Here is a 21,815-nt window from a genome sequence, read left to right as displayed (position 1 = left end):
GCACTAACGACATTGCAAATTGCTTAATAGCTGCCTAATATACAAAATTATCGTGAATATAGTCAACAGGCAATATTTCTGTTGGGAACGAAAAAAAACCGCCGCAGCGGTTTTTTTGTGAGCAACATGACGGCTTATTTTGCCGGCTGCCAGCTGTCTTTCAGGGTGACGATGCGGTTGAAGACGGGCTTGCCCGGCTGGCTGTCGACGCGGTCGGCCGCGAAATAGCCGTGGCGCTCGAACTGGAAGCGCTGTTCCGGCTGGGCCAGTTCCGCGCCCGGTTCCAGCCACGCTTGCACCACGTCCTTGGCCAGCGGGTTCAGGGCCAGCTTGAAGTCCTTGCCGCCCGCGTCCGGCTGCGGGTCGGTAAACAGGCGGTCGTACAGGCGTACTTCGGCGGCAATCGCCGTCGGCGCGCTGACCCAGTGCATATTGCCCTTGACCTTGTAGGTGGAGCTGCCTTCCGTGCCCGACTTGCTGTCCGGGAAGTAGGTGCAATGCACGGCGATGACCTTGCCGTCTGCATCCTTGTCAAAGCCCGTGCATTCGACCACGTAGCCGTAGCGCAGGCGAACCTTGCTGCCCGGCTTGTCGTCGATCGGCGGATACAGGCGGAAATAGCCCTTGTTCGGCACTTCCATGAAATCGTCTTCCTCGATCCACAGCTCGCGCGAGATGGGGAAGGTGCGCAAGCCCCGTTCCGGGAAGTGCGGGTGCACGGGCGCCGTGCATTCCACGCTCTCGTTTTCAGGGAAATTGTCGATGATCAGTTTCAACGGACGCAGCACGGCCACCGTGCGCGGCGCCTTCGGGTCCAGGTCTTCGCGCAGGCAGCCTTCGAGCACGCTGTAGTCGATCCAGCCGTCGGACTTCGTCACGCCCGTGCGTTCGCACATCAATTGAATCGCTTCCGGCGTATAGCCGCGGCGGCGCATGCCCACCAGGGTCGGCATGCGCGGGTCGTCCCAGCCGTCGACGATGTGCTCTTCCACCAGCTGGCGCAGCTTGCGCTTGCTGGTGACGATGTAGGTCAGGTTCAGGCGCGAGAATTCGAACTGGCGCGGCACCGGTTGCTGGAAGAAGCCGCCGGCGGCCAGGGTTTCCAGCAGCCAGTCGTAGAACGGGCGGTGGTCCTGGAATTCCAGCGTGCAGATCGAATGCGTGATGTTTTCCAGCGCGTCCGAGATAGGGTGCGTGTAGTCGTACATCGGATAGATGCACCAGGCGTCGCCCGTGCGGTGGTGATGCGCATGGCGGATGCGGTAGATGGCCGGGTCGCGCAAGTTCATGTTCGGCGAACTCATGGCATCTTCGCTCATCTTCGCGCGCAGGATGTGCTCGCCATCCTTGAACTGGCCCGCCTTCATGGCGCGGAACAGGGCCAGCGATTCGTCGCGCGGACGGTCGCGGAACGGCGAATTCTTGCCGGCCTGGCCGAAATTGCCCCGGTTGGCGGCCATGTCTTCGGCGCTCTGGCTGTCCACATAGGCAAAGCCGGCCGTGATCAGGTACTCGGCCATCGCGTACAGCTGGTCGAAATAATCGCTCGCGTAGTGCAGGTGGCTCTGGCCATCGGCATGCTTCGGTTCCCAGTCAAAGCCCAGCCATTTCACGCTGTCCATGATGGTGTCGACGTATTCCTGCTCTTCCTTCGCCGGGTTGGTGTCGTCGAAGCGCAGGTTGCACTGGCCGGCGTAATCGCGTGCCAGGCCGAAGTTGACGCAGATCGACTTGGCGTGGCCCACGTGCAGGTAGCCGTTCGGCTCCGGCGGGAAACGCGTGATCACCTGGGGCAGGCCGGGACGCACGTGGGTGCCGGCAGCCAGGTCGGCTTCGATGATGTTACGCAAGAAATTGGGCGCCAGCGCTGGTGCGGCGGTATTCGGTTTATCGTTGCTCATTGATCAATGCGGAAGAGTGACAGTAAAAAGCATTTTACCGTACCGCAAGCGCTTTATAAGCACGTATTTGCCCCCATATCCCAGCATGCAAGCGACGCGGGCGCCGTTCTATAGGATAATCTGCCTTTAATTCGCAAAAAAACGTGACCCCGGAGCCATGTATGGAAAATTTATATAACGTCCTCGGTGTCGCGCCCAATGCCAGCGACGATGAAATCAAGAAGGTTTACCGTTCGCTGGCCATGCGCTTCCACCCCGACCGCAACCACGCCCCCGGCGCCGAGGCGCGCTTCAAGAGCGTCACCAAGGCGTATGAAATCCTGGCCGACCCGGTCAAGCGCGCCGAATACGACCAGAGCGTGAACCACCGCATCATCATCGATCCGGAAGCGGAAGCCTATGCCCTGTGGTGCGGCGTGTTCCGCCTTCACGGGACCGTATTACCTGCCGATTAAGTCGACGCGGCCAGCATGAGCCGGCTTGAATTACTTGAAAACAACAACAACGGCGCTTTTATGTCGATAACAGCGCCGCGCATTACATTGGAAAGCACAGCATGAGAAGAGTACACCCTGAATTCGCGTACCAGTCGCGCGAGCTGGAAGGCCAGATCGATGGCATCCTCGGCGACCCGCCAAACCGCAAGAACTATAAAAGCATGGTCGACGCGCTGGTGAGCGAGTACGCCAGCGGCGGCGGCATCGAAGACGTGAACATGCTGGCCTTCGCGCTGGTCGACCACATCACCTTCAGCGACCCGAAAGGCTTGCTGGCCGAGAGCGAAGATTACGAGTTCGGCGACCCGGCCCGCGTGTTTTCCATGGCCGCCTGCGCCGCGCCGGAAGCGGCGAAGATGTACGCCGCCATCGAAGAGAGCTTCCCCGACCTGGCGCGCCAGGCCATCATCACGGCCTTTTTGCACAAGAACCCGCGCCTGTGGGACGACGACGACCAGTCGCTCGACCAGCTGGCGGCCAATGACGACGGCGACGACGAGCACGATGAAGACGAAGCCACCGACGATTTCGCCCAGATGTTTGACCAGGATGGAGACGACCATGGCCGATAACAAGGATGATCAAAAGAGTAATCTTCCCGCGCTGACGAAACAGGTCATGGAATTGGTGCTGTCCGGTTCGCTGGGCCACGCCGAGCAGGCGTTTGCCGACGCGGCCGACCAGTACGGCGATCTGGCCGTGGTGGAAGTGCTCAATGCCATCCCGCCGCAAGTGACGGCCCTGCATCTGGCCGGCTTTGACGGCGGCAAGATGTCGCTGGCCACCTTGCTGGTGCCGCCGAAGGCCTGGGCCGACAGCCTGGCCTTCATCGCCGCCACCTGGAGCGACGACCAGATCGAGGATGATCCGGAACGCATCGCCGAGTCGCTGTTCGCGCACATCCACGGCGTGGTGTTTTCCACCGACGACGCCGAGCGCCGCCGCGAGCTGCTGCTCGAAGCGTCCGCCACCGACTGGGGCGCCACCGCGTTCGCCATCCTGTTCTCGATGGCGCCGAAGGAAATCCTCGAAGTGGCGGGCGAAATCGTCATCAAGGGACCGTACGTGACGGGCGTGACCTCGTCCGACAACGACGTCGTGCCGCTGGCCATCGAGCTGGCGCAAGCGAATGAAGACGGCTGGGACCGCTCGCTGTTCGAACTGTTCCCCGACTTCCGCCACAGCGCCGACCTGGCCGATGCCGAATATTCGGACGACCCGGACGAAGAGCCGACCATGTTGCAGCGCAGTACCAAGGAATTGCTGTACCGCCTGCGCAAGCAAGTGCCGAGCACGCGCAGCGCGCCGCGTTCCAGCACGCGCCGCAGCCTGGGCACCGGCATTTTCTCGTAATGAAAGCAGGGAACGTCTAATGCTGCCAGCAATTGTTGTAGAAAATCTTCCGCGCCTGGTGCGCGCCATCAAGCTGTTGCCGAACGACCCGCGCGAGGATGCGGCGCTGGACCTGGCCGATGAATTGACGGGCATCACGGCCATGGTGGCCGAGAAGTTCACGAATGAACGCACGGCCGACGGCATCCAGAAAGCGTTGTATTTGACGGTGGGCGGCGTGTCCTTGGGCCTGGAACAGGCCGTCACGCATGAGGGTGACCAGGCCGCCCTCGATTTCCTCGTCGAGCACGGCGCCGAGCACGCGTTCCAGGTGGGCTTTCGCCTGATCAAGGAATTGTCGCAGCTGCCGGAAGACGCCCTCGTGGGCGAGTACGACCAGGACCCCGTCTACCTTGAGCGCCGTTTGCGCGAGCTGTTCATCGATATTTGCCAGGCCGACCCGAACCAGAACTGGGCCGGCTATGAAAAGTATGCGCTGCAGTTGCAACAACGCAAGGAAGTGCAAGCCGTCGTGCGCCTGGCCGGCTGGCTGCGCCGCCACCATGACAACGGCCCCGTCAGCGACAGCGACTTGAATGCCGAAGGCGTCATCGCCCTGGCCATCATCTTCGCCATCGAAGGAGGCGGGCGCATCGTGGCGCGCACGGGTCAAAAGGAGTTCGAGCGCTTCGTGCGTTCCGTGCGCAAGAACAAGCCGGACTTCGAGGAAGGCTGGGCCGCCCTGGTGGCCAAGGTACCCGTGCAGCACCATCCCGTGTTGCTCGACCGCATCGCCTCGTATCGCCGCAGCTGCACCGTCGTGCATAAAATCCTCACGCGGGCCAGCATGAAGAGCCTGTTCGAGGACCTGGAAAATTACGCGGGTTCGGAGCTGGACGCGGATTATTCGTAATCCAATGCTGTTGTCGGATTACGCGGCGTGCCGCCGCTAATCCGACCTACGCTCCCCCTTCCAGCGCCGCTGCCTCGGCCAGTTTCACGAACGCCGCCACCAGCGGCGACGTCTCTTCTTCCCGTTGGGCCAGTAACAGGCTGGTGGTCGCCTGCGGGTCGGCGATCGGGCGGTAGCACACGCCATCCATGCGGATGCGGTCGAACGAGGCGGGCAGCACGGAAATGCCGCAGCCGGCCGCCACCAGGCCGATGATGGTCGACGCCTCGCCCGCTTCCTGCGTCACCTGGGGCACGAAGCCGGCCGCCTTGCACAAGCGGAAGATCTGCGGATAAATCCCCGTGCCCGCATCCTTCGGGTACATCACAAACCCTTCACCCGCCATGTCGGCAATGGCAATCGCCTTCTTGGCCGCCAGCGCGTGGGCGACGGGCAGCACGAGGAACAGCGGGTCTTGCCGCAGTTGCGTCAGGCGGATGTCGTCCGGATACGTGGTTTCCGGTGGGCGCACGAAACCCAGGTCCATCGTCCTGCCCGAGATCGCTTCCAGTTGATGCAGTGTGGCCATTTCATGCAAGGTCAGGGTGACGTGCGGGAATTGCTGGCGGTAGCGGTTGATGACGGTGGCGAAATACGGCGTAAATGGCGTGGAAAAGGTAAAACCGATGCGCAATTCGCCCGCTTCGCCCCGCTGTGCCCGGCGCGCCGTCACGGCCGCCTGTTCCGCCAGGGCCAGGATGCGCCGCGCATCGTCGAGAAAGAGTGCGCCCGCCTGCGTCAGGCGCACGGAGCGCTTGTTGCGCTCGAACAACTGCGCACCCAGTTCCGCTTCCAGCGCCTGGATTTGCTGGCTCAGCGGCGGCTGGCCGATGTGCAGGCGTTCGGCCGCGCGCGTGAAGTGCAGTTCCTCGGCGACGGCGACAAAGTAACGCAGGTGGCGCAGTTCCATGTTCGTCCAGTAATCGTTTTAAAGTATGAGTTGGGCCTTAAATATATATTGGACGATATGAGTTGGCAATCCTAACATGCAGATTCGCTTCTCTTTTGAAACACGGCCATGTCTGATTCATCGCTCGCTTTTGCCCCCGCTGCCCCATCGGCCATCCCGGTTTCTGCTCCCGCTCCCCGTTCGGCCATCGCCAAGGGGTCCATCGAATTCAAGCGCAGTAACCGCGCCCTGTTCTTCGGCGGCTTTTCCACTTTCAGCTTGCTGTACTGCATCCAGCCCCTGTTTCCGCTGTTGTCGCAGCAGTTCCACCTGACGCCGGCGCAGAGCAGCTGGTCCCTGTCCGTGTCGAGCGGCTTGCTGGCCATTTCCCTGGTGCTGCTGAGCGCCGTCTCGGACCGCATCGGCCGCAAGCCCTTGATGGTGGCGTCGATGTTTTCCGCCGCCATATTGACGATTCTGTCCGCCTTCGCGCAGGATTACGCGCAGCTGCTGGCGATCCGCGCGGCGCTGGGGGTAGCCTTGGGCGGCATGCCGGCCGTGGCCATGGCTTATTTGGGCGAGGAAATCGAGGGGCCGTCCTTGGGCCTGTCGATGGGGCTGTATATTGCCGGCAGCGCCTTTGGCGGCATGTCGGGGCGCCTGATCGCTTCGATGCTCAGCGATTTCCTCTCGTGGCGCTGGGCCCTGGGCGTGCTGGGCGTGGCCGGCGTGCTGGCGGCGGCGGAATTCTGGCGCAGCCTGCCCGCATCGAAAAATTTCGTGCCCAGTACCCGTGGCTGGAATGCCTTGCCGCACGCTATCGGCCAGCATTTTTCCGACCGGGGCTTGCCGTGGCTGTTTTGCCTGGCGTTCGTGCTGATGGGCTGTTTTGTCAGCCTGTATAACTACATCGGTTACCGCCTGCTGGCCGCGCCGTTCAACTTGCGCCAGAGCACGGTCGGCTTGCTGGCCTTTTTGTACCTGATCGGTATCTTCAGCTCCGTCTGGGCGGGCCGCCTGGTGGACCGCCTGGGGCGCCGCGGCGTGCTGTGGATCATGCTGTCGGTGATGCTGTCCGGCATTGTATTGACCCTGTTCGATTCCCTGCCGCTGATCGTCATCGGCATGGCGCTGGCCACCTTCGGCTTCTTCGCCTCGCACTCGATCGCCAGCAGCTGGGTCAGCCGCCGCGCGCGCGCGCCGCAGGCGCTGGCCTCGGCCTTCTACCTGCTGTTCTATTACCTCGGTTCGAGCCTGATCGGTTCCGTCTCGGGCATGATGTGGGGCTTCGACGGCTGGACGGGCGTCATCATCATGCTGGGCCTGTGCCTGGGCGGCGGCGTGCTGATCGCCTTGCGCTTGCGCCATTTGCAACCGCTGGGCGCGCGCGAAGCGGTGGGCTGAGACGGCTACTTGGGGCAGTTGCCGATCATCGTTTCCCCATTCCTGCCTGCGCCCGTGGTCACGCACAAGGTGCCCAGCGCGCTGGTGATTTTATAAGTGCGGCTGCCCCTGGCCTCGTTCGCGCCCACTTCCTCGATTTTTGACGCCTCATACCATTTCGGCGGTACGGCGGCATACGCCTCGGCAAAGCCCTGCTGCATGCGCTTGAAGCCCGTGTCGTCGAGTTTTTGCTCTCCCCGCTGCGGGAATTCCTTGCGCAACTCCCTGTCGATCTTGCCCACGTCGCGTTTGGCTTGCGCCAGGATATCGGCCGCGCTGGGCGCTGGCGGTGCCGTGATCGCTTCCGGCGTTGCCGGCGCTGGCGCCTGCGCCATGCTGGCGACGGGCAGGGGGCGGCTGACGGGCGCCACGATGGGCAAACTCGGCAGACTTGGCACGCGCGCGGCGGCTGGTTTGATGCTGGGCAAGGGCAGGGGCTTGGGCGGTGCCGGGAGCGTGTGGCGCAGCCAGCTGATGGCCGGACCTTGCGGCAGGTTCTCGTCGGTGGCAAGACGCGGCCGCGACTGCACGATGACATAGGCCAGTCCCGCGTGCAGCAGGACGATCAGCAGCAGGCCGGGCGCGCGGCGGGGCAGGGGTGGCAACGAGGTCATGGATGGCATGGAGGTTCAGGTACGCCAATGTATCTGAAGGATTTGACAATTATCTAAAATGTCACACGTGCTTACAAAAAAATTCCACATGGAAATTTCGATGCCATGGCCGTGAGCGGGGAACCCTGTGCCAGCTTGGCGATCCAACTCGGATACCACGCGAACAGGAGATCATCATGATGCAGGTAAAGGAAGTGGCACGGCGCTTTGGCGCCATCGAACACGCGATCGGTCAGGCGGCCCAGCTGTGCGGTAAACAGCAGGGCATGTCCATGGACTTGAAAGATTGCATCAACCAGCTGGACCAGCAAAAGAGTGCCGTGCGGCAAGCCATCGACACGCAAGACGATGCGCGCATCCGGCAGGCGGTCGACCAGATGGAGTCGCTGGGCGACCGCGCCAAGCGGGCCTGTGGCACGGCGTCCAGCGTGACGCCCGAAATGAAGAGCGCCGTGCTCAAGGTGCACGATGAACTATCGGACCTGAAGCACCAGCTGCACTAGGTGTTGTCAGGTGTTGTAAGCGTTTTACATCTGGCGGAACAGATGGGCATATAAGGGACTGACGCGCAGCTGCGCCGGGTGCTGGCGCAGGGTCAGCGACAGCTTGCCCGCGTCGTCGCGCACGGCCGTGGCGATGGCGCTGGCGTTGACGATGGTGCCCCGGTGGATTTGCCAGAATTGTTGCGGGTCCAGTTGGGGCAAGAGTTCCTTCAGGCTGGTGCGTATCAGTGCTTCGCTGTCCTGGCACACGACGTTGATGTATTTGTCCAGCGCTTCGAAATACACGACGTCGGCCAGGGCGATCATGCGTACGCTGTTGCCGACGGCGGCCCGTATCATGTGCAGGCGCGGCGCGGGCGGCAGCATGGCTTGCAGCTGGCTCAGCAGTCGGGCCAGGTTGTCGTCGCTGGCGGACGCTGTTTCCGTCGTCGCCAAGGGTGCCGTCGTGGTGGCTGCCGTTGCCGCTGGGGTTGCTGTCGTTGTAGCGTTGCCGTTGCCAACGCTGCTGTCGCGCAGGCGCTGCTGCAGGCGTTCCACCGTCTTGCCCAGGCGTGTATCGTTGACGGGTTTTAACACGTAATCGGCGGCCGCATGTTCGAAGGCGGCCAGTGCGTATTCATCGTAGGCGGTGACGAACACGATGCGGGGAAACACAATACCGTCGGGCCACTGCTCCGCCAGTTCTTCGGCCGCTTCCAGGCCCGTCTTGCCTGGCATCTTGATGTCGAGAAAGAGGATGTCGGGCTGCAGTGCCAGGCCTTGCCGCAAGGCTTCCACACCGTTGGCGCAGGTGGCGACAATGTCGAGCTCCGGCCACAGCCGCTGCAAGGCGTGCGCGAGGGCGGCGGCAAGGATGGGTTCGTCTTCGGCGATCAGGGCGCGCGGGGTGTGGTGGCTCATGCGAGGGGACTCGTGATGGTGGGTGGAAGGGGGAGTGTCAGGCGGGCGACGACGCCTGCCGGATGGTTGGCGGCCAGCGACAGGCTGGCGGCATCGCCATGCATGCCGCGCAGGCGTTCGCGGATATTCGCCACGCCCAGGTGTGTGCCCTTGGTCTGGCCCGGATGGTCGAGGCCCAGGCCATCGTCGGCAACCGTCAGGATCAGCACGCCGCCGTCCGTGGACGCCTGCACGTGGATATGGCCGCCTTCGATCTTTGGTTCGAGGCCGTGCTGGATGGCGTTTTCCACCAGTGGCTGCAGCAGCATGGGTGGCACTTTGATATCGCGCAAGGCCTCGGGCAAGTTCAAGGTAAAGCGCAGGCGCGCGCCCATGCGGGTGGACATCAGGCCCAGGTAGGCTTGCATCAGGGAAAACTCCTGCTCCAGGGTGGTGGACCCGGCACGCGAGGAAGAGAGGGTGGCGCGCAGATACTGGATCAATTGATCGAGCAGCAACTGGGCACGCTCCGGATCAAAGCTGATCAGGCCCTGCAGATTGGCCAGCGTGTTGAACAGCATGTGCGGTTCGATCTGCGCCTGCAGCAACTGCAGTTGCGCTTGCATGGCCTGGCGCGCCACGGATTCGGCGCGGGCCTTTTCCTGGGCTGCCTCCATTTGCAGGCGCGCAATCTTTTCGCGGCTGCCAAAGAACAGGATGGCCGCTCCCGCCGCCGCCAAGGTGAACACCGTCATGCCGACATTGCGTGGCGACATGGACACGGGCGCGGGAACGTCGATATTGGCGAGCCAGCCGAACAGCATGGTGCCGGCCACCTGCGCCACGGCGGCGCTGACGATGACGAGGATGCTGAACGGCAACAACGGGGCGCGCCGCTGTTCGCCCCAGCACGCCAGGCGGATGCCGTCGATGAGCAGGAAGACGATGCCGCCGATGCACATCGAGGCCAGCAGGTTGAGCCAGAAGCTTTGCCCGCCGCTCAGCACGAAGGTGACGAAGAGGGCACACAGGACGTTGAGCAGCAGCGCATAGCGGGCATCGGCCAGCAGGCGCCGGAAGGGAAAGCCCGTCTTGCGGGGGGCTGCGTCGGTAGTGTGCATGCGGGACTGCTTTCAGGTGTGCGCTCGGGTTGGCAATGCGGCAATTATGGGCGGCTCCGCACGCGGGCGCAACGCCGCTGCGACGAAACCGTGCGGATGTGGCGCCAATCGCGGGATCGCGTCCTTTACACAGGGTCGCTTGCGCGCGATGATGGCAAGACGTCTGGATCGACAACCTCATCACGATAAAGGAACAGCATGTGGCCCTATCCACGCACCCTGGCGCACCGCGGCGGCGGCACCCTGGCGCCTGAAAACACCCTGGCCGCCCTGCGCTGCGGCCTGGCCTACGGCTACCGCGCCGTGGAGTTCGACGTCATGCTGGCGTCCGACGGCGTGCCCGTCGTCGTGCACGACCCGGAACTGGGCCGCACGGTGGCCGGCAGCGGCCATGTCAATGATTACACGGCCGCGCAGCTGGGCGCGATGGAAGCGGGCGCCTGGTTCGGCCCGCAGTTTGCGGGCGAGGGCGTGCCCACGCTGGACGCCGTGGTGGCGTATTGCAAGGCGCAGCGCATCTGGATGAATATCGAAATCAAGCCGGCGCCCGGCGTTGACGTGGCCACGGGCGCGGCGGTGGCGCGGGCCACGCGCGATTATTTTGCGCAGGAAATCGCCGCCGGCGAATTGCTGCCGCTGCTATCGTCGTTCAGCATCGCCGCACTGGAAGCGGCATGTCAGGCGGCGCCGGAACTGGCGCGCGGCTGGCTGGTCGAAGCCATTCCCGCTGACTGGGAGCGCATGGCGAAGGAACTGGGCGTGGTGGCGATCCATTGCGACCATCAGCAACTGACGCCGGAACTGGCGCGAGAGGTCAAGGCGGCGGGATACGGGCTGTTCTGCTACACCGTCAACACGCCCGAACGGGCCAGCGAGCTGCTGGCCTGGGGCGTGGACGGGTTTTGTACGGACAGGATAGATATTATTCCATCCATGGCGTAGGTCGGATTAGCGGGGCAAAGCCCCGCGTAATCCGACAACATTGTTGACGTTATTGGTGTTGTCGGCTTACGCGCTTGCGCGCTAAGCCGACCTACGTTTCAAACAGCTTAGAAAGTCACGCGCATGCCGACCGTGACATTGCGCCCCATCAACGGCGCCGCATTCTTGATGAACGAGGTATGGCTGTACGCCAGTTCATTCGTCAGGTTGTTCGCCTTGATGTAGAACTGGGCCGGCGTCGTGCCGATGCGCGTGTCGTAGTTGGCGGACAGGTTCAGCATGTTGTAGCCCGGGGTTGCCGTTTCGAACGCGGCGACCTTGTCTTGCTTGCCCACGCGGTAGAACTCGGCCACGCCGCTCCACGCCTGCCAGTTGGCGTCAACTTTTACACCGATGCGCTGGGCCGGGATGCGCGACAAGTTTTTATTGTTGCCTGCGCCACCGTCGGCCAGCTTGGCCCGCACATAGTCGCCGAACACGCTGGCGCCGAACATGGGGTTGAGCTGCTGGCGCACTTGCCCTTCCACGCCCGTAAACGTGGCGTCGCGCTGGGCGTACTGGATCAGCTGGAAGCCTTCGTGGTTGTCCAGCGTGGAGCCGAAGATGTAGTTGTCGACCTTGTTGCGGTAGGCGCTGGCCGAGAAGGTCGTGGCGCCCGCATATTTGCGCAAGGTCAAGTCGATATTGTTCGACGTTTCCTTGCCCAGGTTTTGATTGCCCAGCTCATACGTGGCCGTGGCCATGTGCACGCCGTGCGCATACAGTTCCTCGGCACTGGGCAAGCGGTGCGTGCGCGAAATGGTCGAACCGAGCGAATACTGGGGGGCAAATTTCCACACGGCGCCCAGCGAGACGGACGTGCCCTTGGCGCTGCGGTCCTGCAGGGTGGCGCTGTCGACCGTGATGTCTTGCCATTCGTGGCGCAAGCCTGCCTCGAAGCGCCATTGGTCGAGCTTGTATTCCTCGACCAGGAAGGCCGCGTGCTTCTTCGTCACCGTCGGCGCCACGTAAGCTTCCTCGCCCAAGGCGGAGAAATCGCGCTTCGACGTTTGCAGGCCGACTACGCCGCGCCAGCCGAAGACGGGATGGTGTTCCATTTCCAGGCGCGCATCGTGGCCCTTGTTCTTGAACGTGGTGGCGATTGCCGTGCCTTCGATTTCGTCGTGTTTGTAGTCGGTGAACGCGGCGCGCAGGCGCAGCTTGGCGAAGCCGGGCACGGGATCGCGCAATTCGCCGCGCACATCCCAGCGCTCGCTTTTCAGCTTCACGTAGGGCACGCTGCCGTGCTCGTGGTCATGTTCCTCTTCAGCACCGTGGTCGTGGCCGTCGTGGCCGCCGCAATGCAGGTGCGCGCCGTGCGGGTGGCAGCTCTCGAATTCGTGGTTGTGGCCGGGCAAGCCGTATTCCGCATGCTGGCTCGTGAAGGCCAGGCCCAGGAAGCCGCGTTGACCCACCCACGATACGCCCACGCTGCCCGTGTCCGTCTTGTTGTAGCTGCCGGCCACCCTGGAGCCGCCTTCCCAGCCGCTGCCGACCTTGTATTCTTTTGCATCGCGCTTGACGCCTTCCGCATGGACAGCGATGTTGCCGGAGCCGCCAGTGACTTCAAAGGCGCCCGCTTTTTCGCGCGCGGCCGAATTGGCGCGCACTTCCGCGCTGCCTTCGATACCTTTGGCCGGCACGCGCGTGGGGATTTTCTTGTCGATCACATTGACGACGCCACCGACGGCGCCGCCGCCATAGGCCAGCGCGGACGGGCCGCGCAAGACTTCAATCTGTTCCGACAGCATCGGCTCGGCCGCGACAGCATGGTCGGGGCTGATGGTCGAGGCATCCTGCACCTCGGCACCATCGGACAGCACCTTGACGCGCGGGCCATCCATGCCGCGGATGATGGGACGGCTGGCGCCGGCGCCGAAATGGCTGGAGGTGATGCCGGGCTGTCCCGCCAGGGTCTCGCCCAGGGTCGCAGCCCTTGCCAGCACCAGTGCTTCGCCTTCCAGTACGGTCACGGGCGTGCTCATGTCGTCGCTGCCCAGGGCCAGGGCGCTGGCCGAAACGGTGACGGCAGGCAAGGTGGCTGTTTGCTGCGCCAGGGCGCTGGCAGGGGTGGCAAAGGCCAGCATGATGGCCAGCGCGAGGGGAGTGGGTTGGTGAGGACGGACGGACATGGGCAAGAGTTCCTTTATCGGCGATCGGTGTTTGCGGGGTTTGGGCAGGCGCTTGCCGGATGGAGTGACTGCCCGAAGATGATAATGATAACCCATTATCATTACTGTGTGACAGTTTTCCGGGCGGGAGATGCAGGCGGATGGTGTATTCTGTCGGCTATGGAACGCACAACACGTCAAAAAACCGCTATTCAAGCCGCCATCGAGTCGGCCCAGCGCCCCCTGTCGGCGCAGGAAATTCTCGAACAGGCCAGCTTGCAGGTGACGCAGCTGGGCATTGCCACCGTTTACCGCAACTTGAAGTCCCTGGTGCTGGAGGAAAAGGTGCACGTGGTGACCTTGCCGGGCGAAAACCCGCGCTATGAGTCGAACACGGCCGCCAATCACCATCACCACCATTTCCAGTGCACCACCTGTCAGCGCGTGTTCGACGTGCATGATTGCCCGGGCGACTTGAAGCGCATGGCGCCGCAAGGCTTTGTCGTCGAGCGCCACGAATTGACCCTGTACGGCCGCTGCGCCGACTGCAATGCCGCTGCCGGCGCCACAGCCACAGCGGGGGGCGCCGCCGTTGCCACCACTGTGCACGCCTGTGCCAGCCACCACGACCCGGCCTGAGCTGGCAGGCTGTCGAGGTTGGCACGGGCGCAACAATGCCCTGGCCAGCCGTCATTGCCGCACCCCATATCACGTATAATCTTCCCTTTAAAGCTGCCGCCACTTTTTGCCAAAAAAACATGAAATCATCTGAAATCCGCGACAAGTTCCTCAAATTTTTCGAATCCAAGGGCCATTCCATCGTCCGTTCCAGCTCCCTGGTGCCAGGCAACGATCCGACCTTGCTGTTGACGAACAGCGGCATGGTGCAATTCAAGGATGTGTTTACGGGCACGGACAGCCGTCCGTACACGCGTGCCACGTCCGTGCAGCGCTGCGTGCGCGCCGGCGGCAAGCACAACGACCTGGAAAACGTCGGTTACACGGCGCGCCACCATACCTTCTTTGAAATGCTGGGCAACTTCAGCTTTGGCGACTATTTCAAGCGCGACGCGATTCAATACGCGTGGGAATTGCTGACCAAGGTGTATGGCTTGCCGGCTGACAAGCTGACCGTCACCGTCTACATCGAAGATGACGAAGCGTACGACATCTGGGCAAAAGAAATCGGCGTGCCTGTCGAACGCATCATCCGCATCGGCGACAACAAGGGTGCGCGCTACGCCTCGGACAATTTCTGGCAGATGGCGGACACGGGCCCATGCGGTCCTTGCACGGAAATCTTCTACGACCACGGCGCCGACATTCCTGGCGGTCCGCCGGGCTCGCCGGACGAAGACGGCGACCGTTTCATTGAAATCTGGAACCTGGTGTTCATGCAGTTCAACCGCGACGAAGCGGGCGTCATGCACAAGTTGCCGAAGCCGTGCGTCGACACGGGCATGGGCATGGAGCGCCTGGCCGCCGTGCTGCAGCACGTGCATTCGAACTATGAAATCGACCTGTTCCAGCATTTGATCCGCGCCGCCGCGCGCGAAACGGGCGCCACCGACCTGGAAAACAAGTCGCTGCGCGTGATCGCCGACCACATCCGCGCCGCCGCCTTCATGATCGTCGATGGCGTCATTCCGGGCAGCGAAGGCCGCGCGTATGTCTTGCGCCGCATCATCCGCCGCGCCCTGCGCCATGGCCACAAACTGGGCCAGACGAAACCGTTCTTCTACAAGCTGGTGGCGGATCTCGCCATCGAGATGGGCGGCGCCTATCCGGAGCTGGAAGAAGCGAAAGACAACGTCGCCAACATGCTCAAAGCCGAGGAAGAGCGTTTCGGCGAAACCCTGGAAACGGGCATGAAAGTGCTGGAAGCGCAGCTGGCCAAGGATGCCACGGGCATCGACGGCGCCACCGCGTTTACTTTGTACGAAACGTATGGCTTCCCGCCGGACCTGACGGCCGACATCTGCCGCGAACGCAATATCACGTTCGACCAGGAGGGCTACGACGTGGCCCTGAAGGAAAGTCAGGAACTGTCGCGCAAGGGCGGCAAGACGCACAAGGACAGCAAGGTCGAGTACACGGGCGAGAAAAACACCTTCGTCGGCTACGACCAATTGACGTTCAGCAGCAAGGTCGTGGCGCTGTACGCGGCCGGCACGCCGGTCACGGAACTGAAAGCCGGTGAAGCGGGCATCGTCGTGCTCGACACCACGCCGTTCTACGCGGAATCGGGCGGCCAGGTGGGCGACCAGGGCGTGATCGCCTCGGGCGCCGGCAGCTTTGCCGTCAGCGACACCTTGAAAATCCAGGCCGACGTGTTTGGCCACCACGGCGTGCTCGAGTCCGGCGTATTGAAAGTGGGCGATGCCGTCTCGGCGCAAGTCGATACGGCCAAGCGCGCGCGCACGATCCGTAACCACTCGGCCACGCACTTGATGCACAAGGCCTTGCGCGAAGTGCTGGGCAGCCACGTGGCGCAAAAGGGCTCGCTGGTCGATCCGGACAAAACCCGTTTCGACTTCAGCCACCATGCGCCGATGACGGCGGAGCAAATCGTCGCCGTGGAAACCATCGTCAATAAAGAGATCCTGGAAAACCGCGCCACGCAGGCCCACCTGATGTCGTTTGACGATGCTGTCAAGCATGGCGCGATGGCCCTGTTCGGTGAGAAATACGGCGACGAAGTGCGCGTGCTCGACATCGGCAGCTCGAAAGAGCTGTGCGGCGGCGTCCACGTGCAGCGCACGGGCGATATCGGCCTGTTCAAGATCATCGCCGAAAGCGGCGTGGCCGCCGGCATTCGCCGCGTGGAAGCGGTGACGGGCGAGGGCGCGCTGGCGCTGGTGCAAACCATCAACCGCCGCCTGGTCGAAGCAGCGCAAGCGCTGAAGGCGCAGCCGGAAGAGCTGACCGCCCGCATCGGACAGGTGCAGGACCATGTGAAGGCGCTGGAGAAGGAACTGGCCGCGCTGAAATCGAAACTGGCTTCCGGCCAGGGCGACGAGCTGGTCACGCAAGCCGTCGATGTGAACGGCATCAAGGTGCTGGCCGCCGTGCTCGACGGCGCCGACGTGGCCCGTCTGCGCGAAACCATGGACAAGCTGAAAGACAAGCTGAAGACGGCTGCCATCGTGCTGGCCAGCGTGACGGACGGCAAGGTCAGCCTGATCGCCGGCGTCACGGCGGACGCGACTTCCCGTGTCAAAGCGGGCGAGCTGGTGAACTTCGTTGCACAGCAAGTGGGCGGAAAAGGCGGCGGACGCCCCGATATGGCGCAAGCGGGCGGTACCGATCCGAGCGGTCTGGCGAACGCCCTGGCCGGCGTGCCGGCCTGGGTCGGCGAACGCACGAAATAAGGCGTAAGCTTGCAGGCATGCGGGGTTTTCACCCCACAGCCCCTTGAAAACGGCCCGCAGACGATGTTTGCGGGCCGTTATTTCATGTGGAATCCCGTTGTGACCCCACAACAGCCGATGAACTATTTTGGTGCAGCGCGTCAATGCCCCTGATTTAGAGTAGTATGTCGAAAATCAGTACAACAAAACAATGGTGGGATATTGATGATGAGCGACACACTACTTGATACCGAGATTATGGAATTTCACAAAGAACTCGACGCGCGCGGCTTGAATTGCCCGTTGCCGATTCTGAAGGCGAAAAAGGCTTTGTCAGAGCTGCAGAGTGGGGAAGTGCTGCGCATCATGGCAACCGATCCCGGTTCCGTGCGCGACTTCCAGGCTTTCGCCAAGCAAACGGGCAATGCCCTGCTGTCGCACGTGCAGACGGGCACCGAATTCGTCTTCCTGATGCAACGCAAATAATTCTGCCAGCCGGGGCCGCCGTGGCGCGGCCTGCTTGTACCTTGCCGTGCTGCGTCATTTTTGGTCACTTTCACGCCCTTTTGCTGCCCTGCAGCGTAGCGGCAGACTCCCCTGAAATCCCCGAAGCTGGACAGTTTAGATGGATTGCTCTAACAAAAAATCGCACGATCGTGCTTAAATTCGGTTCAGGATTCAAATTTCTCTTATAATCGAACGCACAATCAGCACTTGATCCGTCATTTTTATAATTTCCCAAAGGCATAGCTATGAAAGTCTTGGTACCCGTCAAACGCGTGGTCGACTATAACGTCAAAGTCCGCGTCAAGAGTGACGGCACTGGCGTCGATACCGCCAACGTCAAAATGTCGATGAACCCTTTCGATGAGATCGCGCTGGAAGAAGCGATGCGCCTGAAAGAAGCCGGCAAGGTCACGGAAGTGGTCGCCATCTCCTGCGGCGTGACGCAGTGCCAGGAAACCCTGCGCACGGCCATGGCCATCGGCGCCGACCGCGGCATCCTGGTGGAAACGACGACCGAACTGGAACCGCTGGCCGTGGCCAAGCTGGTGAAAGCCCTGGCCGAGAAAGAGCAGCCGCAACTGATCATTCTGGGCAAGCAAGCCATCGATGACGACAGCAACCAGACCGGCCAGATGCTGGCAGCCCTGCTGGGTTGGCCGCAAGCCACGTTCGCCTCGAAAGTCGTGCTGGAAGACGGCAAAGTCACCGTCACGCGCGAAGTCGACGGCGGCCTGGAAACCCTGGCATTGACCTTGCCAGCGATCATCACCACCGACCTGCGTTTGAACGAGCCACGCTATGTGACCTTGCCGAACATCATGAAGGCCAAGAAAAAGCCGCTCGAGACCGTCAAGCCGGAAGACCTGGGCATCGACGTCGCGCCACGCCTGAAGACCCTGAAAGTCGTCGAGCCAGCCAAGCGCTCGGCCGGCATCAAGGTACCGGACGTGGCCACGCTGGTCGCCAAGCTGCGTACCGAAGCCAAAGTCATCTAAGCGGCTTTGCCGTCTACCCAGAACAATTACAGGACATATCATGGTCGCATTAGTTATTGCTGAACACGACAACGCTACCTTAAAGGGCAGCACCCACCACACCGTGACCGCGGCTGCCCAGTGCGGCGGCGACGTGCACGTGCTCGTCGCAGGTTCGAACGCCTCGGCTGCCGCCGCTGCCGCCGCGCAAATCGCCGGCGTGACGAAAGTCATCGTGGCCGACGCGCCATACTTCGCCGACGGCCTGGCCGAAAACGTGGCCGAGCAAGTGCTGGCCATCGCCGGCAACTACAGCCACATCCTGGCGCCAGCCACCGCCTACGGCAAGAATATCCTGCCGCGCGTGGCCGCCAAGCTGGACGTGGCGCAAATCTCGGAAATCACCAAGGTCGACTCGCCTGACACCTTCGAGCGCCCGATCTACGCCGGTAACGCGATTGCCACCGTGCAATCTGGCGACAAGATCAAGGTCATCACCGTGCGCACCACCGGTTTCGACGCCGCTGCCGCCACCGGCGGTTCGGCTGCCACCGAAACCGTCGCCGCCGTTGCCGATGCCGGCAAATCGGCCTTCGTGGGCCGCGAGCTGGCCAAGTCCGACCGTCCTGAACTGACCGCCGCGAAAATCATCGTGTCGGGCGGCCGTGGCATGGGTTCGGCCGAGAACTTCCACATCCTCGAACCGCTGGCCGACAAGCTGGGCGCCGCCATGGGTGCTTCGCGCGCCGCCGTCGATGCCGGCTTCGTGCCGAACGACTGGCAAGTGGGCCAGACGGGCAAGATCGTCGCGCCATCGCTGTACATCGCCGTCGGTATCTCGGGCGCGATCCAGCATCTGGCCGGTATGAAAGACTCGAAAACCATCGTCGCCATCAACAAGGATCCGGAAGCGCCGATCTTTGCCGTGGCCGACTACGGCATCGTGGGCGATCTGTTCGAGATCGTGCCGCAACTGGTCAAGGAACTGGGCTAAGTCTTACCCATTCAGGTTTTGTTATTGACAAAGCCACGCCGGCCCGCCCCACACGGCGAGCCGCGCGTGGCTTTTTTCTTGGAGAAATAGATGAGCTATCAAGCCCCGCTGAAAGACATGTTGTTCGTCATGAACGAACTGGCCGGCCTGGCCGAAATTCATACTTTGCCTGGCTGCGAAGACGCCACGCCCGACACGGCCGAAGCCGTACTGGAAGAGAACGCCAAATTCTGCGGCGCCGTGGTGGCCCCCCTGAACTGGCCCAGCGACAAGGAGCCGAGTTTCTGGCACGACGGGCAAGTGACCACCTCGCAAGGCTTCAAGGAAGCCTTCAAGGCCTACGGTGAAGCGGGCTGGCAGGGCGTGCAGCATCCGACCGAATTCGGCGGCCAGGGTTTGCCCAAGCTCTTGGCCACGCCGTGCATTGAAATGCTCAACTCGGCCAGCATCTCGTTTGCCCTGGTCGCCCTGTTGTCGGACGGCGCCATCGAAGCGCTGCTGACGGCCGGCAGCGATGAGCAAAAGGCGGTCTACCTGGAAAACCTGGTCTCGGGCAAGTGGACGGGCACCATGAACCTGACGGAGCCGCAAGCGGGCTCCGACCTGGCCGCCGTGCGCACGCGCGCCGTGCCGCAGGACGATGGCACCTATAAAGTCTTCGGCACGAAGATTTTCATCACGTATGGCGAACACGACATGGCGGAAAACATCGTCCATCTGGTGCTGGCCCGCACGCCGGACGCGCCCGCTGGCGTGAAAGGTATCTCGCTGTTCATCGTGCCGAAATTCCTCGTCAACGCGGACGGCAGCCTCGGTGCGCGCAATGACGCGCATTGCGTGTCGATCGAGCACAAGCTGGGCATCAAGGCCAGCCCGACGGCCGTGCTGCAGTTCGGCGACCACGGCGGCGCCATCGGCACCCTGGTGGGCGAGGAAAACCGCGGTCTCGAATACATGTTCATCATGATGAATGCGGCCCGTTTCGGTGTCGGCCTGCAAGGCATTGGCCTGGCCGAGCGCGCCTACCAGCAGGCGGTGGCGTTCGCCAAGGACCGCGTGCAGTCGCGCGACCTGGCCGGTTCGCCTGGTCCGGTCTCCATCATCCATCACCCGGACGTGCGCCGCATGCTGATGTCGATGCGCTCGCAGACGGAAGCGGCGCGCGCGCTGGCCTACGTGGGCGCGGCCATCAGCGACGTGGCGCACCACCATCCGGAGGCCGAAGTGCGCGCGGAAAGCCTGGCGACGTATGAATACCTGGTGCCCGTCATCAAGGGCTGGGCCACGGAAATGTCGCAGGATGTCACGCGCGACGGCGTGCAAGTGCATGGCGGTATGGGTTTTATTGAGGAAACGGGCGCCGCCCAGCATTACCGCGACGCCAAGATCCTCACCATCTACGAAGGCACGACGGCGATTCAGGCGAACGACCTCGTGGGCCGCAAGACGGTGCGCGACGGCGGCGCCGTGGCGAAAGCCATCATCGCCCAAGTGCGCGCCACGGAAGCCCAGCTGGGCGAGCTCTCCGGCGCCGACTTCCAGGCCATGCAGCGCCACCTGGCCGAAGGCAGCGCCGCGCTCGAAGCGGTGGTGGAATATGTGGTGGCGAACATGAAGACGGATATCAAGGCCGTCTTCGCGGGCAGCGTGCCGTATCTGAAGCTGGCCGGCATCGTGCTGGGCGGCTGGCAAATGGCGCGCGCGGCCGTGGTGGCGCAGCAAAGGCTGGGAGAAGGCAGCGGCGACGCCTCGTTCTACAAGGCAAAAATCGCCACGGCGCGTTTCTTTGCCGACCACATCCTGTCGCAAGCGCCTGGCTTGCGCGCCACCATCATCGATGGCAGCGCCGGTGTGATGGCCTTGTCGGAAGAGCAGTTTTAAGTTGAAACTTGGCCGGCGGAAGCTGGCTGAATGCAAAAAAGCGCTGGAGATCACTCTCCAGCGCTTTTTTAATTTCTATCAAGAATGCTTGGGAAAGCGTTCAGGGCAAGGCGCGTTGTCGCAGGCAGCACGCTAGTGCGACAAGACAATGCAACGCCGCCATGGACGCTTTGCCTGCGTTCTTAACGGCGGGCGATACCGTTGCCCGAATTGCGTACCAGATCGCCAGCGGCCAGGCCAGGATCCTGGTCAAACGCGAAATCGGCCTTGGCGCCCGTCTCGTATTGCACGGTGACGGTCCACACCTTGCTGTTTTTCATGTGGCCTTCGACTTGCTTGCCGGCATACGCGCCGCCGGCGGCGGCGGCCAGGGTGGCCAGGTCCTTGCCGCGTCCACCGCCCACCTGGCGGCCCAGCAGGGCGCCGGCCACGCCGCCGCCTATCATGCCCAGCGCGCCGCCTTCACCCGCTTTTTCAGTGACGTTGACTGCCAGCACCTTGCCGCAATCGGCGCAGATCTGATGCTGTGGCTGCTTGGAAGGCTGGCTGGCGTAGGAATTGCCCGCTCTTTGCGCGGCCTTGGCATTGATGATGGCCTGGTCGTATTCGCTCTTGGCGTCGCGCAGGCATTGCATGCGGGCTTTCGAGCTGGTTTCTTCCGCGCACAATTTTTTGTCATCGGCATAGCGCGTGCTCGCCTGTTTCGTATCGTAGGTGTATTGCGCCTTCGGCGACAGGTTTTGCGCGAAGGCGGAGGTGCTGAACAGGGCCGTGATGGCGACTGCGAGGATGAGTGGGCGACGAATCATGATCTTCTCCTAGGGGTGTGGAATGTGCCAGTAATGTCGGCATTGTGAATGCAGTATAGGGCAAAATCATAATTGCT

Annotated in this window: 20 protein-coding genes; 13 read left to right on the top strand and 7 right to left on the bottom strand. The window is 62.6% G+C overall.

The features are described 5' to 3' along the window. Window positions 1-134 precede the first annotated feature (134 nt). Window positions 135-1,901 (bottom strand): glutamine--tRNA ligase/YqeY domain fusion protein, encoded by a 1,767-nt coding sequence (locus ACP7DW_RS08095; protein WP_426054608.1) that lies wholly within the window; start codon window positions 1,899-1,901, stop codon window positions 135-137. A gap of 161 nt (window positions 1,902-2,062) precedes the next feature. On the opposite strand from ACP7DW_RS08095, the gene ACP7DW_RS08090 reads away from it, so the two are divergent. The 4 genes from ACP7DW_RS08090 (at window position 2,063) to ACP7DW_RS08075 (ending at window position 4,643) form a co-directional block, all read left to right on the top strand. Then, entirely contained in the window at window positions 2,063-2,356 is a 294-nt protein-coding gene (locus ACP7DW_RS08090; RefSeq protein ID WP_426054609.1) for a DnaJ domain-containing protein, read from the top strand. Window positions 2,357-2,457: 101 nt separating this feature from the next. After that, the gene (locus ACP7DW_RS08085) at window positions 2,458-2,970 is read left to right on the top strand and encodes a hypothetical protein (protein WP_071079095.1); all 513 of its coding nucleotides are present in this window, start codon (window positions 2,458-2,460) and stop codon (window positions 2,968-2,970) included. Next, the gene (locus ACP7DW_RS08080) at window positions 2,960-3,751 is read left to right on the top strand and encodes a hypothetical protein (protein WP_099760374.1); all 792 of its coding nucleotides are present in this window, start codon (window positions 2,960-2,962) and stop codon (window positions 3,749-3,751) included. The genes ACP7DW_RS08085 and ACP7DW_RS08080 overlap by 11 nt, the downstream gene beginning before the upstream one ends. Window positions 3,752-3,770: 19 nt before the next feature. Beyond that, window positions 3,771-4,643 carry a hypothetical protein gene (locus ACP7DW_RS08075; RefSeq protein ID WP_426054610.1) on the top strand — a complete coding sequence of 291 codons (873 nt, stop codon included), beginning with the start codon at window positions 3,771-3,773 and terminating at the stop codon, window positions 4,641-4,643. A gap of 46 nt (window positions 4,644-4,689) precedes the next feature. Here the strand turns inward: ACP7DW_RS08075 and ACP7DW_RS08070 are convergent, their stop codons facing one another. Continuing rightward, entirely contained in the window at window positions 4,690-5,592 is a 903-nt protein-coding gene (locus ACP7DW_RS08070; RefSeq protein WP_426054611.1) for a LysR substrate-binding domain-containing protein, read from the bottom strand. 108 nt (window positions 5,593-5,700) lie between these two features. On the opposite strand from ACP7DW_RS08070, the gene ACP7DW_RS08065 reads away from it, so the two are divergent. After that, window positions 5,701-6,975, top strand: a complete 1,275-nt coding sequence (locus tag ACP7DW_RS08065) for an MFS transporter (protein WP_426054612.1) — start codon at window positions 5,701-5,703, stop codon at window positions 6,973-6,975. Window positions 6,976-6,980: 5 nt separating this feature from the next. Here the strand turns inward: ACP7DW_RS08065 and ACP7DW_RS08060 are convergent, their stop codons facing one another. Continuing rightward, window positions 6,981-7,637, bottom strand: a complete 657-nt coding sequence (locus tag ACP7DW_RS08060) for a hypothetical protein (RefSeq protein ID WP_426054613.1) — start codon at window positions 7,635-7,637, stop codon at window positions 6,981-6,983. A gap of 167 nt (window positions 7,638-7,804) precedes the next feature. Between ACP7DW_RS08060 and ACP7DW_RS08055 the strand changes: the two genes are divergently transcribed. Then, the gene (locus ACP7DW_RS08055) at window positions 7,805-8,131 is read left to right on the top strand and encodes a hypothetical protein (RefSeq protein ID WP_298410725.1); all 327 of its coding nucleotides are present in this window, start codon (window positions 7,805-7,807) and stop codon (window positions 8,129-8,131) included. Between the two features lie 24 nt (window positions 8,132-8,155). On the opposite strand, the gene ACP7DW_RS08050 is transcribed toward ACP7DW_RS08055, so the two are convergent. Then, a complete protein-coding gene (locus ACP7DW_RS08050; protein ID WP_426054614.1) occupies window positions 8,156-9,031 on the bottom strand; it encodes a LytR/AlgR family response regulator transcription factor in 876 nt (291 codons plus the stop codon). Next, entirely contained in the window at window positions 9,028-10,131 is a 1,104-nt protein-coding gene (locus ACP7DW_RS08045; protein WP_426054615.1) for a sensor histidine kinase, read from the bottom strand. Before ACP7DW_RS08045 ends, ACP7DW_RS08050 begins: the two co-directional genes overlap by 4 nt. Before the next feature lie 198 nt (window positions 10,132-10,329). On the opposite strand from ACP7DW_RS08045, the gene ugpQ reads away from it, so the two are divergent. Beyond that, on the top strand, window positions 10,330-11,073 hold the full coding sequence (gene ugpQ / locus ACP7DW_RS08040; RefSeq protein WP_426054616.1) for a glycerophosphodiester phosphodiesterase: 744 nt from the start codon (window positions 10,330-10,332) through the stop codon (window positions 11,071-11,073). 107 nt (window positions 11,074-11,180) lie between these two features. Here the strand turns inward: ugpQ and ACP7DW_RS08035 are convergent, their stop codons facing one another. Further along, the gene (locus tag ACP7DW_RS08035; protein ID WP_426054617.1) at window positions 11,181-13,244 is read right to left on the bottom strand and encodes a TonB-dependent receptor domain-containing protein; all 2,064 of its coding nucleotides are present in this window, start codon (window positions 13,242-13,244) and stop codon (window positions 11,181-11,183) included. Between the two features lie 159 nt (window positions 13,245-13,403). Between ACP7DW_RS08035 and ACP7DW_RS08030 the strand changes: the two genes are divergently transcribed. From ACP7DW_RS08030 to ACP7DW_RS08005, 6 genes are all read left to right on the top strand, one after another. Next, a complete protein-coding gene (locus ACP7DW_RS08030) occupies window positions 13,404-13,862 on the top strand; it encodes a Fur family transcriptional regulator (protein WP_426054618.1) in 459 nt (152 codons plus the stop codon). A 119-nt stretch (window positions 13,863-13,981) separates the two neighbouring features. After that, window positions 13,982-16,594: an alanine--tRNA ligase gene (gene alaS, locus ACP7DW_RS08025; RefSeq protein WP_426054619.1), complete on the top strand. Its 2,613-nt coding sequence runs from the start codon at window positions 13,982-13,984 to the stop codon at window positions 16,592-16,594. 237 nt (window positions 16,595-16,831) lie between these two features. Beyond that, window positions 16,832-17,059, top strand: a complete 228-nt coding sequence (locus tag ACP7DW_RS08020) for a sulfurtransferase TusA family protein (RefSeq protein ID WP_010395510.1) — start codon at window positions 16,832-16,834, stop codon at window positions 17,057-17,059. Between the two features lie 266 nt (window positions 17,060-17,325). Further along, window positions 17,326-18,075, top strand: coding sequence for an electron transfer flavoprotein subunit beta/FixA family protein (locus ACP7DW_RS08015; protein WP_219133189.1), 750 nt, complete (start codon window positions 17,326-17,328; stop codon window positions 18,073-18,075). A 40-nt stretch (window positions 18,076-18,115) separates the two neighbouring features. After that, window positions 18,116-19,048 (top strand): electron transfer flavoprotein subunit alpha/FixB family protein, encoded by a 933-nt coding sequence (locus ACP7DW_RS08010; protein WP_034759881.1) that lies wholly within the window; start codon window positions 18,116-18,118, stop codon window positions 19,046-19,048. A gap of 90 nt (window positions 19,049-19,138) precedes the next feature. Next, a complete protein-coding gene (locus ACP7DW_RS08005; RefSeq protein ID WP_426054620.1) occupies window positions 19,139-20,929 on the top strand; it encodes an acyl-CoA dehydrogenase in 1,791 nt (596 codons plus the stop codon). Window positions 20,930-21,111: 182 nt separating this feature from the next. On the opposite strand, the gene ACP7DW_RS08000 is transcribed toward ACP7DW_RS08005, so the two are convergent. After that, complete coding sequence (locus tag ACP7DW_RS08000) at window positions 21,112-21,738, bottom strand: hypothetical protein (protein WP_298410764.1); 627 nt, start codon at window positions 21,736-21,738, stop codon at window positions 21,112-21,114. Window positions 21,739-21,815 lie beyond the last annotated feature (77 nt).

Origin of the sequence: Janthinobacterium sp. PSRC1-1 (assembly GCF_049897525.1) — a bacterium.
Taxonomy (GTDB): domain Bacteria; phylum Pseudomonadota; class Gammaproteobacteria; order Burkholderiales; family Burkholderiaceae_D; genus Janthinobacterium; species Janthinobacterium tructae.
Note: the sequence above shows the minus strand (reverse complement) of the source record. Positions and strands in the feature narration are given on the sequence as shown.

Excerpts from the sequence above, each read along its gene's own strand:
- ACP7DW_RS08095 (WP_426054608.1), bottom strand. The coding sequence starts at position 1,901 with ATGAGCAACGATAAACCGAATACCGCCGCACCAGCGCTGGCGCCCAAT.
- ACP7DW_RS08090 (WP_426054609.1), top strand. The coding sequence starts at position 2,063 with ATGGAAAATTTATATAACGTCCTCGGTGTCGCGCCCAATGCCAGCGAC.
- ACP7DW_RS08085 (WP_071079095.1), top strand. The coding sequence starts at position 2,458 with ATGAGAAGAGTACACCCTGAATTCGCGTACCAGTCGCGCGAGCTGGAA.
- ACP7DW_RS08080 (WP_099760374.1), top strand. The coding sequence starts at position 2,960 with ATGGCCGATAACAAGGATGATCAAAAGAGTAATCTTCCCGCGCTGACG.
- ACP7DW_RS08075 (WP_426054610.1), top strand. The coding sequence starts at position 3,771 with ATGCTGCCAGCAATTGTTGTAGAAAATCTTCCGCGCCTGGTGCGCGCC.
- ACP7DW_RS08070 (WP_426054611.1), bottom strand. The coding sequence starts at position 5,592 with ATGGAACTGCGCCACCTGCGTTACTTTGTCGCCGTCGCCGAGGAACTG.
- ACP7DW_RS08065 (WP_426054612.1), top strand. The coding sequence starts at position 5,701 with ATGTCTGATTCATCGCTCGCTTTTGCCCCCGCTGCCCCATCGGCCATC.
- ACP7DW_RS08060 (WP_426054613.1), bottom strand. The coding sequence starts at position 7,637 with ATGCCATCCATGACCTCGTTGCCACCCCTGCCCCGCCGCGCGCCCGGC.
- ACP7DW_RS08055 (WP_298410725.1), top strand. The coding sequence starts at position 7,805 with ATGATGCAGGTAAAGGAAGTGGCACGGCGCTTTGGCGCCATCGAACAC.
- ACP7DW_RS08050 (WP_426054614.1), bottom strand. The coding sequence starts at position 9,031 with ATGAGCCACCACACCCCGCGCGCCCTGATCGCCGAAGACGAACCCATC.
- ACP7DW_RS08045 (WP_426054615.1), bottom strand. The coding sequence starts at position 10,131 with ATGCACACTACCGACGCAGCCCCCCGCAAGACGGGCTTTCCCTTCCGG.
- ugpQ (WP_426054616.1), top strand. The coding sequence starts at position 10,330 with ATGTGGCCCTATCCACGCACCCTGGCGCACCGCGGCGGCGGCACCCTG.
- ACP7DW_RS08035 (WP_426054617.1), bottom strand. The coding sequence starts at position 13,244 with ATGTCCGTCCGTCCTCACCAACCCACTCCCCTCGCGCTGGCCATCATG.
- ACP7DW_RS08030 (WP_426054618.1), top strand. The coding sequence starts at position 13,404 with ATGGAACGCACAACACGTCAAAAAACCGCTATTCAAGCCGCCATCGAG.
- alaS (WP_426054619.1), top strand. The coding sequence starts at position 13,982 with ATGAAATCATCTGAAATCCGCGACAAGTTCCTCAAATTTTTCGAATCC.
- ACP7DW_RS08020 (WP_010395510.1), top strand. The coding sequence starts at position 16,832 with ATGGAATTTCACAAAGAACTCGACGCGCGCGGCTTGAATTGCCCGTTG.
- ACP7DW_RS08015 (WP_219133189.1), top strand. The coding sequence starts at position 17,326 with ATGAAAGTCTTGGTACCCGTCAAACGCGTGGTCGACTATAACGTCAAA.
- ACP7DW_RS08010 (WP_034759881.1), top strand. The coding sequence starts at position 18,116 with ATGGTCGCATTAGTTATTGCTGAACACGACAACGCTACCTTAAAGGGC.
- ACP7DW_RS08005 (WP_426054620.1), top strand. The coding sequence starts at position 19,139 with ATGAGCTATCAAGCCCCGCTGAAAGACATGTTGTTCGTCATGAACGAA.
- ACP7DW_RS08000 (WP_298410764.1), bottom strand. The coding sequence starts at position 21,738 with ATGATTCGTCGCCCACTCATCCTCGCAGTCGCCATCACGGCCCTGTTC.